General features: G+C 36.1%; 16 protein-coding genes. 6 read left to right on the top strand and 10 right to left on the bottom strand.

Annotated elements, in window-relative coordinates; genetic code table 11:
* Window positions 1-25: 25 nt before the first annotated feature.
* The 10 genes from murG to mraZ are packed head-to-tail and all read right to left on the bottom strand — an operon-like array spanning window position 26 to window position 10569.
* Window positions 26-1147, bottom strand: a complete 1122-nt coding sequence (gene murG, locus J7604_RS08570) for an undecaprenyldiphospho-muramoylpentapeptide beta-N-acetylglucosaminyltransferase (protein ID WP_293894091.1) — start codon at window positions 1145-1147, stop codon at window positions 26-28.
* Complete coding sequence (locus J7604_RS08565; protein WP_293894088.1) at window positions 1122-2273, bottom strand: FtsW/RodA/SpoVE family cell cycle protein; 1152 nt, start codon at window positions 2271-2273, stop codon at window positions 1122-1124. Before J7604_RS08565 ends, murG begins: the two co-directional genes overlap by 26 nt.
* Window positions 2274-2279: 6 nt before the next feature.
* A complete protein-coding gene (gene murD / locus J7604_RS08560; RefSeq protein ID WP_293894085.1) occupies window positions 2280-3638 on the bottom strand; it encodes a UDP-N-acetylmuramoyl-L-alanine--D-glutamate ligase in 1359 nt (452 codons plus the stop codon).
* Window positions 3639-3645: 7 nt separating this feature from the next.
* Complete coding sequence (gene mraY / locus J7604_RS08555; RefSeq protein ID WP_293894082.1) at window positions 3646-4857, bottom strand: phospho-N-acetylmuramoyl-pentapeptide-transferase; 1212 nt, start codon at window positions 4855-4857, stop codon at window positions 3646-3648.
* A gap of 2 nt (window positions 4858-4859) precedes the next feature.
* On the bottom strand, window positions 4860-5252 hold the full coding sequence (locus J7604_RS08550) for a four helix bundle protein (protein ID WP_037574856.1): 393 nt from the start codon (window positions 5250-5252) through the stop codon (window positions 4860-4862).
* A gap of 3 nt (window positions 5253-5255) precedes the next feature.
* Window positions 5256-6719: a UDP-N-acetylmuramoyl-L-alanyl-D-glutamate--2,6-diaminopimelate ligase gene (locus tag J7604_RS08545; RefSeq protein ID WP_293894076.1), complete on the bottom strand. Its 1464-nt coding sequence runs from the start codon at window positions 6717-6719 to the stop codon at window positions 5256-5258.
* Window positions 6719-8821 carry a penicillin-binding protein gene (locus J7604_RS08540; RefSeq protein WP_293894073.1) on the bottom strand — a complete coding sequence of 701 codons (2103 nt, stop codon included), beginning with the start codon at window positions 8819-8821 and terminating at the stop codon, window positions 6719-6721. Before J7604_RS08540 ends, J7604_RS08545 begins: the two co-directional genes overlap by 1 nt.
* Window positions 8811-9188: an FtsL-like putative cell division protein gene (locus tag J7604_RS08535; RefSeq protein ID WP_293894070.1), complete on the bottom strand. Its 378-nt coding sequence runs from the start codon at window positions 9186-9188 to the stop codon at window positions 8811-8813. The genes J7604_RS08540 and J7604_RS08535 overlap by 11 nt, the downstream gene beginning before the upstream one ends.
* A gap of 1 nt (window position 9189) precedes the next feature.
* Window positions 9190-10092, bottom strand: coding sequence for a 16S rRNA (cytosine(1402)-N(4))-methyltransferase RsmH (gene rsmH / locus J7604_RS08530; RefSeq protein WP_293894067.1), 903 nt, complete (start codon window positions 10090-10092; stop codon window positions 9190-9192).
* A gap of 9 nt (window positions 10093-10101) precedes the next feature.
* Entirely contained in the window at window positions 10102-10569 is a 468-nt protein-coding gene (mraZ, locus tag J7604_RS08525; RefSeq protein WP_028979615.1) for a division/cell wall cluster transcriptional repressor MraZ, read from the bottom strand.
* Window positions 10570-10845: 276 nt separating this feature from the next.
* On the opposite strand from mraZ, the gene J7604_RS08520 reads away from it, so the two are divergent.
* From J7604_RS08520 to J7604_RS08495, 6 genes are all read left to right on the top strand, one after another.
* The gene (locus tag J7604_RS08520; protein WP_293894059.1) at window positions 10846-11598 is read left to right on the top strand and encodes a hypothetical protein; all 753 of its coding nucleotides are present in this window, start codon (window positions 10846-10848) and stop codon (window positions 11596-11598) included.
* 84 nt (window positions 11599-11682) lie between these two features.
* On the top strand, window positions 11683-12303 hold the full coding sequence (locus J7604_RS08515) for a hypothetical protein (RefSeq protein ID WP_293894056.1): 621 nt from the start codon (window positions 11683-11685) through the stop codon (window positions 12301-12303).
* Window positions 12290-12802: a hypothetical protein gene (locus tag J7604_RS08510; protein ID WP_293894054.1), complete on the top strand. Its 513-nt coding sequence runs from the start codon at window positions 12290-12292 to the stop codon at window positions 12800-12802. Before J7604_RS08515 ends, J7604_RS08510 begins: the two co-directional genes overlap by 14 nt.
* A 75-nt stretch (window positions 12803-12877) precedes the next feature.
* Window positions 12878-13531 carry a hypothetical protein gene (locus J7604_RS08505; RefSeq protein ID WP_293894051.1) on the top strand — a complete coding sequence of 218 codons (654 nt, stop codon included), beginning with the start codon at window positions 12878-12880 and terminating at the stop codon, window positions 13529-13531.
* A 59-nt stretch (window positions 13532-13590) separates the two neighbouring features.
* The gene (locus J7604_RS08500; RefSeq protein WP_293894048.1) at window positions 13591-14532 is read left to right on the top strand and encodes an alpha/beta fold hydrolase; all 942 of its coding nucleotides are present in this window, start codon (window positions 13591-13593) and stop codon (window positions 14530-14532) included.
* 491 nt (window positions 14533-15023) lie between these two features.
* Window positions 15024-15479 carry a DUF2750 domain-containing protein gene (locus J7604_RS08495; RefSeq protein WP_293894045.1) on the top strand — a complete coding sequence of 152 codons (456 nt, stop codon included), beginning with the start codon at window positions 15024-15026 and terminating at the stop codon, window positions 15477-15479.
* Window positions 15480-15532 lie beyond the last annotated feature (53 nt).

Genomic DNA, 15532 nt, shown 5'->3' with positions numbered 1-15532 from the left:
ATTTTATACTTTAAGCTTTACGCTTTTAGCTTTTAGCTTCTATTATCCTGATTACCTCTTTTGCTATATTGACAGCAGCATCAGGCTTGCCAAGCGTTTTGATATTCTGAGAGAGCTCTTTTTGTTTATTAAGATCTTTCAATAAATCCAATGCAGCGGGCACCATTTTTTCAGAAGCCTCAACGTCTTTCACCATAATAGCTGCATTCTTTTCTACCAAAGCCATTGCATTTTTGGTCTGATGATCCTCTGCAACATTTGGAGAAGGAACTAGCACTGATGGTTTACCAACAAGGCAAAGTTCAGAAATAGAGAGTGCTCCTGCTCTTGAGACCACGACATCTGCAGCTGCATAAGCCAGATCCATTCTGCTGATAAACTCAAGCACTTTCACATCCGGATTATTTTTCTGCCCAGCTTCTTCTTTCATTTTCTGAAAGTAGAATTTTCCTGTTTGCCAGATGACCTGAACTCCACTTGCTTTTAACTCATCAATCTTGGCAAGTATACTGTTGTTCAAGGTTCTGGCTCCAAGACTTCCACCTATTACTAATATTACAGGTTTCCCCTCCTGAAGATTGAAATATGAAAAGGCTTCCTGCTTTTTACTTTCAAAATCAAGAATATCTTTTCTTACCGGATTACCTGTAAGCTCAAGCTTGTCACCAGGAAAGTACCTTTCCATTCTTTCATATGCTACACAAATTTTGCTTGCATTTTTTGCCAACAATTTATTGGTAACACCTGCATAAGAATTCTGCTCCTGGATCATTGTAGGGATTTTTTTCCAGTTAGCAGCAAATAACAAAGGCCAGCTTGCATAGCCACCCACTCCTATTGCAATATCAGGTTTAAATTCACTTATGATTTTTCCTGCATTCCAAATACTTGAAATGATCTTTACAGGAAACAATAAATTATCTACTGTTAATCTTCTCTGAATTCCGCTTATCCACAAACCTTCTATCTTGTAACCGGCAGCAGGAACTTTCTCCATCTCCATCCTGTCTTTTGCTCCCACGAATAGAATTTCAGTAGAGCTGTCGATTGCTTTCAGCGCATTCGCAATAGCTATAGCAGGATAGATATGGCCACCAGTGCCACCACCGCTAATGATTACTCTATACGGTTTGTTTTTTGAGGGCATTTTTTGATTCAAAGTTAGTTTCTGAAATATCTCCTCTGCTTACACTTAATATAATTCCCAACGAAATTCCTGTAAATAATAATGAAGTTCCCCCCATACTTAATAACGGTAATGGCTGACCAGTAATAGGTCCTAAGCCAACTGCAACACCCATATTGATCATAGCCTGTATAACCAGACTAAACGCAAGACCTGCTGAAAGTAAGCCACCGTAAGCTCTTTCACTGTTTGAAACAGTTAGCATTGCTCTATACAATAATGCTAAATACAAAAACAGTACTATAAATGCTCCTATAAATCCATACTCCTCTATTATTATAGAATAGATAAAGTCAGAATAACTATGAGGAAGAAAGTCAGATTGTACACTTTGCCCCGGCCCCTTCCCAAAAATAAGACCTGTTGAAATTGCCTTATATGATTGTTCCGCCTGAAATGGAATTTCATCAGAGAGAAAGAAATATTCAAGTCTAGCCTTTGCCGTCTCCCATCTTTGCCCAATCCTAAGCGCTGTGACACCAAATAAACATCCTACCAATACTAGCATAGCCAAAAATTTAAATGGAACTCTACCAATAAACATCAGTAGCATGCAAGTACTAAATAAAAGAACAGCAGTTGATAAATTTGACAAAGCAATCAATCCACAAATTAATCCACTCCACAATACAATGGGGATAAATGATTCCTTAAAGTCTTCTATGTTTGCCTGCCTTTTTGCAAGCATACTTGCCAGATTGGCAATTAATGCAAGTTTAGCAAAGTCAGAAGGCTGGAACGATTGATTGATAACAGGGATAATAAACCACCTACTCGCTCCATTGATATCACCACCTTTAAAATATGCAAATACTAGTAAAGGAATGCTCAACCAAAGCCCCAACTTACTTAGCTTTGAATAATATTTATAGTTAATTTTGTGAGCCCCCCACATACAAGCAAGACTCATAAACACTAAGAAAGAATGCTTAAGTAGATAATGCTCTGTGTCTCCTTTCATCATTTTATAAGCAAGACTACCAATAGCACTGTACACTACAAGTATACTTATTAATGAAAAACACAAAATTATCCCCCAGATCACAGGATCTCCTTTTAAGTTCTTTTGTAACCAGGCTTTTACCATATTCAATTAATTCTTTATTAATTCTTTTTTTAACTCAAGCACCTGCGTCTTAAACTTTTCCCCTCTATCTTCATAGTTTTTAAACAGATCAAAACTCGCGCAGGCTGGAGAAAGTAAAACAACATCTCCTTTACTCGCCAATGCAAATGCCCTTTGAACAGCATCCTTTACATTATCCGTATCTTCGAGCTTCTGTACTTTTCCTGAAAAAAACTCAACTAATTTTGAGTTGTCTTTTCCCATACAAACCAAAGCTTTCACTTTATCTTTTACCAACTGCTCAATTTGTCCGTATTCATTACCTTTATCCAAACCACCTGCTATCCAGATAAGTGGCTCTGTGAAACTATCCAAAGCATAAAACACCGAATCAACGTTTGTCGCTTTGGAATCATTTACAAACTTCACCCCATTGATCTCACCTGCATCTTCCAGACGATGAGAAGCATTTTTGAAATCAGACATTGCCTCAACAAACTTATCCTCATCAAGACCTATAGCCTTTGCAGCAAGCACAGCAGCCATCGTATTGACCATATTATGCTTACCTTTTAATGGAAGTTTATTCACTGGCAAGCTGAAATTATTCTTATTAAAAGAGAACTTAAGCTCCCCCCCTGACTGACATGCTCCTTCGCTTTCCTTTTCAGAAAGAGATAGAGAAAGCAACTGAGGATTTAATTGTCTTGTCTTTAATTGCTCTGAAACTACAGGATCATCAGTGAACGTAATAAAATAATCTGAGCTTGTTTGATTCTGTAAAATCCTGAACTTGGAGTTTACATAGTTTTCAAACTTATACTCATATCTATCCAGATGATCAGGAGTAATATTCAGAAGAATTGAAACATGTGCTTTAAAGTCAAACATGTCATCCAGCTGAAAACTACTTAGCTCAAGGACATAGTACTCGAACTTATCTTCTATTACTTGTTTTGCAAGACTATCTCCGATATTGCCAGCCAGACCAGTATTTACCCCAAGTCTTTTGAGCAGGTGATAAGTCAAAAGTGTAGTAGTCGTTTTTCCGTTGCTACCAGTAATAGCAATGAATTTGGCATTTGTATAATAAGATGCAAATTCAATTTCAGAAATGACTTTAATACCCTTTTTCCTTATTGCTTTGATCAGATCATTCTTTTCAGGAATACCAGGACTTTTTATAATCAAATCAGCATTCAGAATTCTAGCTTCATCATGTTTCCCTTCTTCAAACTCAATTCCTTCTACAGCCAGAATAGATTTATATTTATCCGTCATCAATCCTTTGTCCGATACAAAAACAGTAAACCCTTTGGCCTTCCCCAAAAGTGCTGCTCCTGTACCGCTTTCACCGGCTCCTAGTATGACGAGATTTTTTGTCATTGAAAAACTATCTAAGCTTTAATGTAGCTAATGTTAATATTGCCAATAAGATACCAACAATCCAGAACCTTGTAACGATCTTCGCTTCATGCATCCCTTTCTTTTGATAATGGTGATGAAGCGGAGACATCAAAAATATCCTTCTACCTTCTCCGTATTTCTTCTTAGTATACTTGAAGTAACTTACCTGTATTAGAACAGATAAATTTTCCACAAGGAAAATTCCGCAAAGTACGGGTATTAATAGTTCCTTTCTGATTGCAATTGCCAGTACTCCGATAATACCTCCAAGAGTTAAGCTTCCTGTATCCCCCATGAATACTTGAGCGGGATAAGAGTTAACCCATAGAAAACCTATACAAGCTCCTACAAAAGCGGCGACGAAAATTACCATTTCACCACTATTAGGAATGTACATGATATTTAAGTAATCAGCGAAAATTGCATTACCAGATACATATGCAAAAATTGCAAGAGCTACACCGATGATCGCTGAAGATCCTGCGGCAAGACCATCTATACCGTCTGTGATATTTGCTCCGTTGGATACAGCAGTGATAATAAAGATTACAAGTGCAACATAAAATACCCAGATAAACTGATCTCCGAAAATCCCGAATAACTGTGAATAATCTAGCTCATTGTTTTTCAGGAAAGGAATTGTGGTAATCATTGATTTTTCATCCACAAAGTTTGATGAGATCAATCCGTCTGAATTCCTAATTGCAGGGTTCAGATATGTTCTGACAACTACATGGTTATTGAAATAAAGCGTTAATCCTACAATAAGCCCCAATCCTATCTGTCCGATGATTTTGAATTTACCCTGAAGCCCCTCCTTATTCTTTTTGAATACCTTTATATAGTCATCCAGAAATCCAATAAGTCCCATCCATACAGTTGAAATCAGGAGTAAAATCACATAAACGTTATCAACTTTTGCAAAGAGAAGCGCAGGAATCATGATGGCAGCTATGATAATAACACCTCCCATTGTTGGAGTTCCTTTTTTCTCCATTTGGCCATGAAGGCCTAGATCTCTGATCGTCTCTCCTATCTGTTGCCTTCTCAGAAAATTGATCATCTTGGGACCAAAAAACATGGCGATGAATAATGAGCAAATCATTGCCATTCCAGCCCTAAACGAGATGTATCTGAAAACTCCGGCTCCGAAGAAGTCGAATTCCCTTTCTAAATAATTAAAAAGATAATAGAACATTTTTAGTTAAGGTTATGAATGTCCAGTTTTAAATTACTCTTAGTACCTTTCTGAGTCATATATGCAAGAATGCTAATGATCTCATTCAATTGATCTACACAAAGATCTCCGGACCATGTGATTGTGTGTTTCATCTGAATAAGTTTCAGCCAGTATCTCGCTTCTACAGCCTCCTTAGTTGCCACAGCGATTTTTGCCATGTAATCCTGATTGTCAAGAGCTGCCAAGGATCCCTCTACATTACCTCTGATATTGGTTGTGCTTCTAAGCAGTTTCTCAGATATCTCAAATTCATTATTTCTGATAAGCTCTATATATAGCTCGATAATGCTAAGAGAAAGCTTAAACGTTTTTTCAACCAGTTGATCCTGTTTTTTAGCCCCAATCGTTCTCATAATTTATTTTCCTAGTAGTTGAAATAATTCCTTTACTGTTTCTTTATCATCAAAAGGATGCTTTACTCCTTTTATTTCCTGGTAATTCTCATGTCCTTTCCCTGCAACCAAAAGGATATCATTTCCTCCTGCAAGCATAAGGGCTGTTTTAATAGCTTCTTTCCTATCAGGGATCACCATCGTTTTTTTCTGATCCATCAAACTTACTCCCTTTTGCATTTGAGCAATGATGTCCATCGGGTCTTCATTTCGCGGATTATCAGAAGTAAGTATAACTTTATCACTTAGTTTACACGCAATATCAGCCATTACAGGTCTTTTTGCTGCATCTCTGTTTCCTCCGCAACCAACCACTGTTATGATTTGCTCATTTCCTTGTCTCAAATCCTGAATTGTTTCCAATACATTCTTTAAAGCATCAGGTGTATGTGCATAATCTACTATAGCTGTTATTTTCTCCTTAGATACTATCTGTTCAAAACGTCCCTTAGCAGATTCAAGACTTGAAAGTTCCTTCAATACTTCTTCACTATCTTCGCCCAATAATACAGCAATACCGTATATTCCGAGGAGGTTATACGCATTGAAACTACCGATCAGTTTAAACCAGACATCTTTGCGATCTATCTCCAGTTCGATTCCATGGAAGGTATTGGAAATAAGCTTTCCTTTGAAATCTGCCATAGTCTTAAGACCATAGGTTTGCTTTTTAGCTTTTGTATTCTGGATCATCACCATTCCTCTTTTGTCATCTGCATTAACCAAGGCAAATGCTGTAGAAGGAAGGTTATCAAAAAACATTTTTTTAGCTTTTATATACTCTTCGAATGTTTTGTGATAATCAAGGTGATCATGAGTAATATTAGTAAAAGCTCCACCTGCAAACGTAAGTCCTGCAATACGGTGCTGAACAACAGAATGTGAACTTACTTCCATAAAACAATGCGTACATCCGGCTTCCACCATATTATGCAGCAATTGATTTAGTGTCACTGCATCTGGAGTAGTATGTGTACTAGGTATAACCTCCTCGTTGATTTTATTTTCAACTGTAGAAAGAAGACCAGCATTGTATCCAAGGCTCCTGAATAATTTATGCAGAAGTGTTACAGTAGTTGTCTTACCATTTGTACCTGTAACTCCAACAAGGCTCAATTTTGAAGATGGATTTCCAAAGAAATTTGATGAGATAATACCCAGCGCTTCACTGCTATTCTTTACTTCTATATAAGTAATTCCCTCCTGCAATTGAGCTGGCATTGCTTCGCAAATGATGGCACTTGCACCTTTATCAATTGCTATCTCAATGAACTGATGACCATCTGCCTGAGTACCTTTTACAGCAACAAAAAGAGTTTTCTCTTTTACTGCACGGGAATCCATAGTAATATTACCAATCTCGGTATCCGTAATTCCGGAGATAGAGACAAGTGAGACTTTATAGAGTATGTCTTTTAGAATAGCCATTATTCAAGTTCGATATAAATGGTACTACCTTTAACAATTCTTGCACCCGGAGGCATTGACTGCCTTGACACTCTTCCGTGTCCTACATGTCTTACCCTCAGGCCGGCATTTTCAAAAACATAATAGGCATCTCTCAGTGTTAAACCCGTACCGTCCGGCACAGCTCCCTGCACCAATTCTTTTTGCTGCCACATTACAGCATTGTTTACAGCTTTGGCCATCACCCATTCATCAGCTTCTTTGAAAGAATGGTTGGATATTCCTAACTCATTGCACAAGTAATTCAGATCCTCATGATAGCCCCCCTTGATAACAGGGAAAACTCCAATCTCCGGACTTACTTTAGTCCTTGCAATCGGCTGGTGCAAATCAAGATCTGTTGCATAAATTTTATCTGCTACTTCCTTAAAAACAGGGGCGGCAACGTCGCTTCCGTATTTTTTATATCCCTTAGGACTATCGATAACAACAATGCAACTGTATTTAGGTTTATCTGCAGGGAAATATCCAGCGAATGAGCAATAGTAATCCCTTATATATTGACCGTTTTTAATTTTCTGAGCAGTCCCCGTTTTTCCAGCAATCTTATAGATTGTATTATTAATATTATTTGCTGTTCCTCTTTCAACCACTCCCTCAAGCATTTTTTTTACTTTAGCCAATGTATTATCAGAACATATCTTTTCCCTTACAACTTCAGTCTCATAGGCCTGCAAAGTCTTATCTGCCAATTTTGTTTCTTTGACAATTATCGGCTTTATCATCTTACCATTGTTTGCTACTGCATTGTACAACATAAGAGTTTGCAGTGGAGATATTTTTAGTTCATATCCAATTGACATCCAAGGAAGAGAAATACCACTCCAGGTTCTGTCCGTTGGTTTTTTAATAAAAGGTTTAGCTTCTCCGTGCATTTGAAATCCTATTGGATCTGCTAATCCTAATGAATGGATATAATCAATGTACTTTTGAGGATTAAGACCAAAATGTTCGTTCACCTTTCTGCTTATCCCTATGTTTGAAGATTTTTCGAAAGCTTCCTGAAAGGTTATTGTTCCATAGCCTTCAGGTTTTGAATCGGTCATCAACCTATCATAGAACTCGTAAGTACCTGTTCCTGTTTCGACGCTGTCTTCCAGCTCAATATTGGAGTCTTCGAATAATGCTATTACAGAAGCTAATTTGAAGGTTGACCCCGGATCAGTTAACCCTTGGTTTCCAACAGCATAATTATAATTCTCAGCATAAACTCCAGGTGCTTGTTTACCCAGATTAGCGATAGCTTTGATTTCACCGGTTGCCACTTCCATCAATACCACACAACCGTAATCAGCATCATGCGCAGTAAGGTGTCTTAATAAGGAAGACTCGGCAACATCCTGCATGTTGATATTGATTGTCGTCTGAATGTCTATCCCTTGTTTAGGTCTAACTTCAGATTCATCATGCATTGGCTTCCACTCTCCCCCGGCAATTTTCATAAACAGAGCTTCTCCATCTGTTCCTCCTAAATCCCTATGGAATGAATATTCAAGACCAGCTCCCTTGTTATCTTCATTGATAAACCCAACAGTTCTCATCGCCAGGTAAGAAAAGGGCCTGAATCTTTTATCCACCTTTTCAAATATCACCCCTCCTTTTGATCTTCCTTCTCTGAAAATAGGCCAAGTAGCCATTTCTTTTTTCGCTTGAAAGTTGATCATCTTCCTGTTGATAACCAGATATTGCTTACGCTTCGCTCTGGCATCCTGAATTTTTCTTTTGTATTCCAGACTAGACTTGTCCTTAAAAAAAGCAGATAGAAATCTTGAAAGAGAATCTATTCCGTCCTTAAAGACTTTATCATCTGCAATCCTTGGATCTATAGCTACTTTATAAAAAGGCAATGATGTAGCCAGCAAGCTTCCGTTATCTGAATAGATATTACCTCTGGTAGCCTTTACTTTTCTGAATTGAACTAGATTTTCAACGGCAAGCTTTCTCCACTTATCCCCGTCAACAAACTGGATATATAAAATTTTTCCGATGATAGCGAAAGAGAACAACAGAATGACAAGAAATGCCACTCTTACTCTCAATACTATGGATCTTTTAATATTCACCGTCTTTTAAAATAATTTTATATGGTGGTACTGAACTTTCTTCTAATCCTAGCTGACTTACTTTTTTAGCAACTTCTGACTGCTTGCTGTAATACATTAAATCTGCCTTCAGTGTGGTATAATCTGCTCTAAGATCATCTACTTCTGCTTTTAGCTTTCCCATTCGTCTTACTGTCTTGTCAGAATAGTGCGTATTACCAATATAGAAAATGATTATACCTGTTATATAAAGCACGTATGGCAGATATTTTACCGGTAATCCCTCTTCAAAAATCTTATCAATCTTGATGGCATTGCCCATCATAGAAAACAGATTTTTCTTTTCTTCCCTTTGCTGCTGTTTAGCTTTAACTGTATTCTCAGCCATATTATATTTTTTCAGCAATTCTTAACTTAGCACTTCTTGCCCTTGGATTAGCCTTAATTTCTTCTTCTCCAGCTTCCAAAGGTTTTTTATTTACTGGCTCTAAAGGTCTCTCAAAATTTCCGTAGATGTCTTTTTCCACATCTCCATAGAATTTACCTTTAGCTATATAATTCTTTACAAGTCTGTCTTCCAGAGAATGATAAGACATGATTACAAGTCTTCCGCCCTTACTCAGTACTTCTCCGGATTGAGTAAGCATTTCTTCCAACACTTTCAACTCTTCATTGACTTCTATCCTCAATGCCTGGAAAACCTGAGCTGAATATTTAAAATCCGCTCCTCGAGGTGCTATTGGCTTTAATATAGAAATCAGTTCCCCGGTCGTTTCAATCTTTCCTCTGTTTCTTGCCTGAATAATGGCATTGGCAAGAGTCTTTGCGTTCTTTACTTCACCATACATTCCGAATATCTTGTGTAACTGATCTTCGGTATATGTTCTCAGAATATCCTTTGCTGTTACAGGAGATTGCTGATCCATTCTCATGTCAAGTTCAGCATCAAAACGAGTGGAAAATCCTCTTGTACCCTCATCTATCTGATGAGAAGAGATTCCCAGATCCCCCAGAATCCCATCAACTTTAGTGACTCCATGCAGCTTTAAATATCTTTTCAGATATCTGAAGTTTGCGTCTATAAATGTGAAAGAACTACTTGTTATTTCATCAGCATTTTTCCTGGCATCAGGATCCTGATCAAAGGCATATAAGTGCCCCGTCGTCAAATGCTTCAATATTTCTTTTGAATGCCCTCCGCCTCCAAATGTCAGATCTACATAAATACCATCAGGTTTTATATTCAATCCATCTACACACTCTTTCAGTAAAACCGGAACGTGGTATGCCATTCTTATTCTTTATTTTTTGTCAGCCTGGTCTGGCTCATTGCCCAGGTATTTTTCTGCTAGCTTCGCAAACTCCTGTTGATCTTTGATCAGGAATTTCTCATATAAATCAGGATTCCATAGTTCAATCCTATTTCCCAATCCAACGACTATCACGTCTTTGTCTATCTGGGCATGTCTCAGCAAGGGCTTAGGAATCAGGAACCTCCCGTTGTTATCCAGCTCCACTTCCGAGTTTCCTCTAAAAAAATTTCTCTGGAAATTTCTGTACTCTTCATTGAACTCATTGAGTCCCGATACTTTTGAGAATACTTTTTTCCATTCATTCATCGGGTAGACAACAAGACAAGGTTCAAATCCTCGGGTAATGACAATACTATTCTCTGAAGCCTCTGGTAGATTGGCCTTTATGCGTGCCGGAAGGACAAGGCGTCCTTTGGCGTCCATCTTACAGTCATACTCACTCGAGAAATAGGACATTTATTATCGGGATTAGTCTAGAATCACCCTATACAAATATAGAAAAGAAAATTCCAAAATCAACCACTTCCTACCACTTCAAACCACTTTGTGGATAAATTACCCCATAATCCACCATTTTGTTACACTTTTGCACAAAAATTGACCACTTTTTTTGAAACCTTTTTCGAAACAAAGCCAACAATATCGACCTAAAAAGAACATAACAAACTGAAATACAATACAATAATTAGAAAATCATTTAAAAGAGAGGAAAAATCAAAAAAGTGGGAGAAAATGGGAGATTCTTCCACTTTTGAATCAGTTTATAGTCGGCGTAATTTTGTATTTTTGGAAGAAGTGGAAAAAAGAGCAGTCCAAAACCTGAATCTTAGTTCACAAAAAATAGAAATGATGAAATTAAAAGTATTTTGGGGTTTAGCTTTTCTCTGGATTCCGTTTCAATTGAGTGCACAAACTTCTGGTAATTCAGATACTACTGCATTAAATTCAGAATATAAGCCTGGAAGGATTGTCACAGCTAGGGATACAATTGACTGTTTTGTTATAGACAAGGACAACAGTTACTATTTTAATGGAAACATTAAATATAAGCTGAAAGTGGATGACTCAGGCTCTTTAAAGATAAAATCTAAAGACATCATACATCTTGAATTAGAAGGCAATGACCCTTTTGACAGGCTTCCATATGGACCATTATCCTACCTAATGGTTAAACTTGTTGACGGAGATGTAAAACTTTATGAAACGGCTATAGATGGTTTTGATGATTACGGCACTTACACCAATGGAGGAATGAACACCACTTATAATCCTAATCTTGACAGATATTTTCTTGTGAGAGAATCATTGATAATCAAAGTTTCGAGAAGAATGTCAAGTGCTGATATAAAGAAAATATTTCCTGACAACAATGAATTCCTAAAGCAATTTGAAAAGATGGATTATCAGCAATTTTTAAAAAATATAAAACAATTGATTATAAACTATAACACTTCTATTAAAAAGAAGGCTGATGAAAATCAATAACAAACCTCTGCGATTGTTGCATTGCTAGCTGATTCATTCAAATTTTTCAAAGATTCCATGTGTTCTAAAATTAACTTCATTTTGATGGCACTTTTAATTGGTGCCTTTAAGCTTTATGCTCAAACTCCAAATCATATAGATGATGAGCTTCCTCCGATTAGCTATATTTATAAATCTGGCAAGATTATTACAATTAAGGATACTATTCCTTGCTTTATACTAGATAGAGATAATGACTCCTACAATAAAGGAAATATTAAATATAAAATAACGTCAGATGCTTCAAAGGCATTAAAAATAAAATCAAAGGATGTTATGCATCTAGAGATTGAAGGCTATCCTCCTTTAGACCGGTTTCCATATGGCACAAAATCCTACTTGATGGTTAGGTTAATTGATGGTGAAGTGAAAATCTATAAAGCGCAAGTTGAAAATATGATTTATACCACTGCAACTGGTTACAATGGAACGCCTATGCCTATTTATACAAAAGACAAATCATACAAACGCTTCCTTGTTAGAGGAAATATGTTCTATGAAATAGATCGTATCAATAAATATCAGGCAAAGAGAATTTTCTTCGATAACGCGGAATTGAATAAAGAAATTGAAAATTTGACAGACCAACAAATTTTAAAAAATATTGAGCAATTAGTTCAAAGATATAACACCTCAGCAAAACCCAGTACAAATGAAGGTAAATAATAAAATCCTCATCGCTACAATTGCCTTAGGCTTTATAGTAATTGCTTTCAATATAATTTTTGAAAACGAAGAAATGAACAGCTGGGGAAGCCTAGCAGAGATTGTTACAGAATATGCCGGACTTTATCTGCTATATAAAAACGGGACTTTCCAAAATTCCCGTTTATCCAGATTTACAGGTTTATCAATAGCGATGGTACTTATAGGGAGTATGTTTAAAATAATGCACTGGCCAGGTGTAGCACAGCTTTTCGGACTTGCAATAATATCTTTTGTTGTTTTATACACGGTTCATTTTAGTTCAAAACATCCCAAACAAGCTTTAGATTGGGGGAAATTACTGATCCTAATATTAGTATGTTCAGCAAGATGGTTTCGTTTCTTTCATTGGAAAAATGCTTACGAACTGCAATATATATCAACCTTTGTTTTTTTGAGCTTTATTCTTTATTACATTATTATAAGCCTTAAGTCAGGGGATTTATCTTTGAATAATTGATTCTCGCATAGGATCACTACTATTTAGAAAATTTCATTATACCATTGATAAACAATATCAACTTAATACTATATCATGCGATTTATTTTTACTCAGTTAATCATTCTATTTCTATCTTCTATAATGCATTTTTCAAGCCAGGCTCAGGACGATTTATATGGTGAGCCCAGAAAGAAGCACGACACTATAATTGTTAAATTGAAAGAACCATATATACAGGGCAAAATTGTAACATTATCTGATGAAACAATCAATTGCTTTATCTTCAATCAAGGGCACTATTATGAAGGAAAGATAAAATACAAATGGAGTATAAATGATAAAAAAGCTCTTAAAATAAAATCAGATAATATAAAACATTTATCGATTGATACTGTGACCTATGATAGAATTTCCTATGGAAGTTTTTCTTATTTGATGTTAAAATTGGTAAATGGGCCTGTAAAACTATATGATAATATATCTCTTAAATCTACAGGTCCAATCCTACTCCCTTTTGGATCACCTGCAAGTATCACCTTTATTGAGAAGCGTTGCTATATTGTAAAAAACAGTAATGTTTATAAATTATCACGTTATACATTCAGAGATGATCTTAAAAAAGTATTTGCTGGAAATGATACTTATTTGAAGCTTTTAGCAGAAGCTAAGTATGGTGATTTTATTAAGGATTTAGAAAAAATTATATCAGGTTATAATGATGAATTGTTAAAAGGTACAATTCATTAATATTCATAATTTGACTTCAAGATTCTCAAAAAAATTTGTTGACAGACAATTTCAAACCGATGAAAAAAATAGCCAGAATATTCCTTATTGCATTCATTGTATTTTTCATTTTCACCAATTTTGTCGCAATCTTTCATAGCTATAAATTCACACACTTCTCTTCAGAAAATCTTGCCAAACCCAAGAAACCCGAGGAACTAACCTCTGCAGAAAAACTTAAGATAATGATACTGGGAGTAAAGATGCCCAAACCTTTGAATGAAATAAAACCTCATCAAAAATTTCAAACTATAGTACTTCAAAGCAATAAGAAAATAGAATGTTGGAGCATAAAGAATCAGTCTTCCAAAGGTACTGTCATTCTTTTCCATGGCTATGGAGGAAAGAAGTCATCTTTAATGGATAAGGCAGATGTTTTTATTGATCTTGGTTATAATGTTTTTATGGTTGATTTTATAGGCTCTGGAGGCTCTGAAGGACTGCAAACCACAATCGGATACAAAGAAGCTGAAAATGTAAAAACAGCATACGATTATATAAAAGAAAAAGGCGAAAAGAATATTTTCCTTTTCGGAACATCGATGGGTGCTGCTGCAATCATGAAAGCTCTGGCAGATTATCCTTTGGAACCTAAAGGAATTATCATTGAATGTCCCTTTGCAACCATGTATGAAGCAACCTGTGCAAGATTTAAAGCTGTCGGAGCCCCTATCTTTCCAATGGCTGGGCTTGTTGTATTCTGGGGAGGATTAACGAATGGATTTTGGGCATTTGATCATAACCCTGTTGAATATGCAAGAAAAATCAAATGCAAGACGCTTTTACTTTATGGTGGGCAAGATAAAAGGGTTAGCAGAGAAGAAATCGATGCTATATATTCTAATTTGGATTGCTCAAAGGAACTAAAAACTTATCCCTTAGCCGGACATGTGAACTATCTTTTGAAATATAAAACTGAATGGACAAGAGATATTGCTTCTTTCCTCAACAAAACTAATTAGTCTGGTTCTTATTTTGACACTGATCACTCCAATATCTTAGCTAATTTGATTATTGGAAGTATTGAAACTAACAGCAGCAATAGCAACAAACATAATAAATAAACACTTCTAAAGTTGCCAGCTTTGACAAGATATCTGATAAAGACATTTCCAAGAAACTGAATCAGACATAATAAAGACAACTCCCATATTTTTAATTTTAAATCATTAAAACCTAAACTCTGTAAATTCTGACTATTCAGTCTTCCCTTATCGATACTTCAATGACCTTTTCTTGAAAAATAAGAAGTTTCAACATTAATGTGGACAATTTTTAATTTAAAACAGAAAAAATTATAATCTCCCTACAAAGTAAATATCTTATTATAACCAATCTGAAAATCAGTAAACAAAATTAAATTTTCAGGTTAATTATGAGTAATTTGATACTTTATTCTTTTTGCTGAAAATCGAATAAATTACTAAAATTGTCGGTTTAAACAATTAACACAATGGCACAGGATCAGGCTACAATTGACCAAAATCACAAAAAATTTATTCAACAGGTTGTTGAAACAGAACTGGTATGGGGACTTGAAACAGAGGACGGATTTGCGACCTCTTCTTCTATGGAATACGAAGATGCAGATGTTATTGCATTCTGGTCAGAAGAGGCATCTGCTGCAGCCTGCGCAGGTGAAGACTGGGCTGAATATACTCCCGCCTCAATTTCTTTGGCTGATTTCCTTGAAAACTGGTGCATAGGAATGCAGGAAGACGGTCTACTTGCAGGTACCAACTGGGATACAGACCTTACCGGAACAGAACTTGAGCCACTTGATCTAGCTCTTGAGATTCTGGATGCTTTAAAAGCAAAAGGTAAAAAAATCCAACTACAAGGATTTGCATCTCAGGAAATATTCGCTGAAGAATTGAAAAAAGCCTGGGAAGAAACTGAAGGAGAATAATTTGTTATCCTGAATTAATAAGTCACTTTTAATGATTGTTGACATTCTACATG

This window comes from Sporocytophaga sp., from assembly GCF_017745095.1.
In the GTDB taxonomy this organism is placed as follows: Bacteria; Bacteroidota; Bacteroidia; order Cytophagales; family Cytophagaceae; genus Sporocytophaga.
The sequence above is the reverse complement of the archived record's forward strand: the minus strand, read 5'-3'. Positions and strand labels throughout refer to the sequence as shown.

What these genes read in the sequence shown, in the direction of transcription:
- rsmH (WP_293894067.1), bottom strand. Translation starts at nt 10,092, where the DNA reads ATGGCATACCACGTTCCGGTTTTACTGAAAGAGTGTGTAGATGGATTG.
- J7604_RS08535 (WP_293894070.1), bottom strand. Translation starts at nt 9,188, where the DNA reads ATGGCTGAGAATACAGTTAAAGCTAAACAGCAGCAAAGGGAAGAAAAG.
- J7604_RS08520 (WP_293894059.1), top strand. Translation starts at nt 10,846, where the DNA reads ATGGGAGATTCTTCCACTTTTGAATCAGTTTATAGTCGGCGTAATTTT.
- J7604_RS08510 (WP_293894054.1), top strand. Translation starts at nt 12,290, where the DNA reads ATGAAGGTAAATAATAAAATCCTCATCGCTACAATTGCCTTAGGCTTT.
- J7604_RS08550 (WP_037574856.1), bottom strand. Translation starts at nt 5,252, where the DNA reads ATGAGAACGATTGGGGCTAAAAAACAGGATCAACTGGTTGAAAAAACG.
- mraZ (WP_028979615.1), bottom strand. Translation starts at nt 10,569, where the DNA reads ATGTCCTATTTCTCGAGTGAGTATGACTGTAAGATGGACGCCAAAGGA.
- J7604_RS08500 (WP_293894048.1), top strand. Translation starts at nt 13,591, where the DNA reads ATGAAAAAAATAGCCAGAATATTCCTTATTGCATTCATTGTATTTTTC.
- murD (WP_293894085.1), bottom strand. Translation starts at nt 3,638, where the DNA reads ATGACAAAAAATCTCGTCATACTAGGAGCCGGTGAAAGCGGTACAGGA.
- J7604_RS08505 (WP_293894051.1), top strand. Translation starts at nt 12,878, where the DNA reads ATGCGATTTATTTTTACTCAGTTAATCATTCTATTTCTATCTTCTATA.
- J7604_RS08545 (WP_293894076.1), bottom strand. Translation starts at nt 6,719, where the DNA reads ATGGCTATTCTAAAAGACATACTCTATAAAGTCTCACTTGTCTCTATC.
- murG (WP_293894091.1), bottom strand. Translation starts at nt 1,147, where the DNA reads ATGCCCTCAAAAAACAAACCGTATAGAGTAATCATTAGCGGTGGTGGC.
- mraY (WP_293894082.1), bottom strand. Translation starts at nt 4,857, where the DNA reads ATGTTCTATTATCTTTTTAATTATTTAGAAAGGGAATTCGACTTCTTC.
- J7604_RS08495 (WP_293894045.1), top strand. Translation starts at nt 15,024, where the DNA reads ATGGCACAGGATCAGGCTACAATTGACCAAAATCACAAAAAATTTATT.
- J7604_RS08515 (WP_293894056.1), top strand. Translation starts at nt 11,683, where the DNA reads ATGGCACTTTTAATTGGTGCCTTTAAGCTTTATGCTCAAACTCCAAAT.
- J7604_RS08565 (WP_293894088.1), bottom strand. Translation starts at nt 2,273, where the DNA reads ATGGTAAAAGCCTGGTTACAAAAGAACTTAAAAGGAGATCCTGTGATC.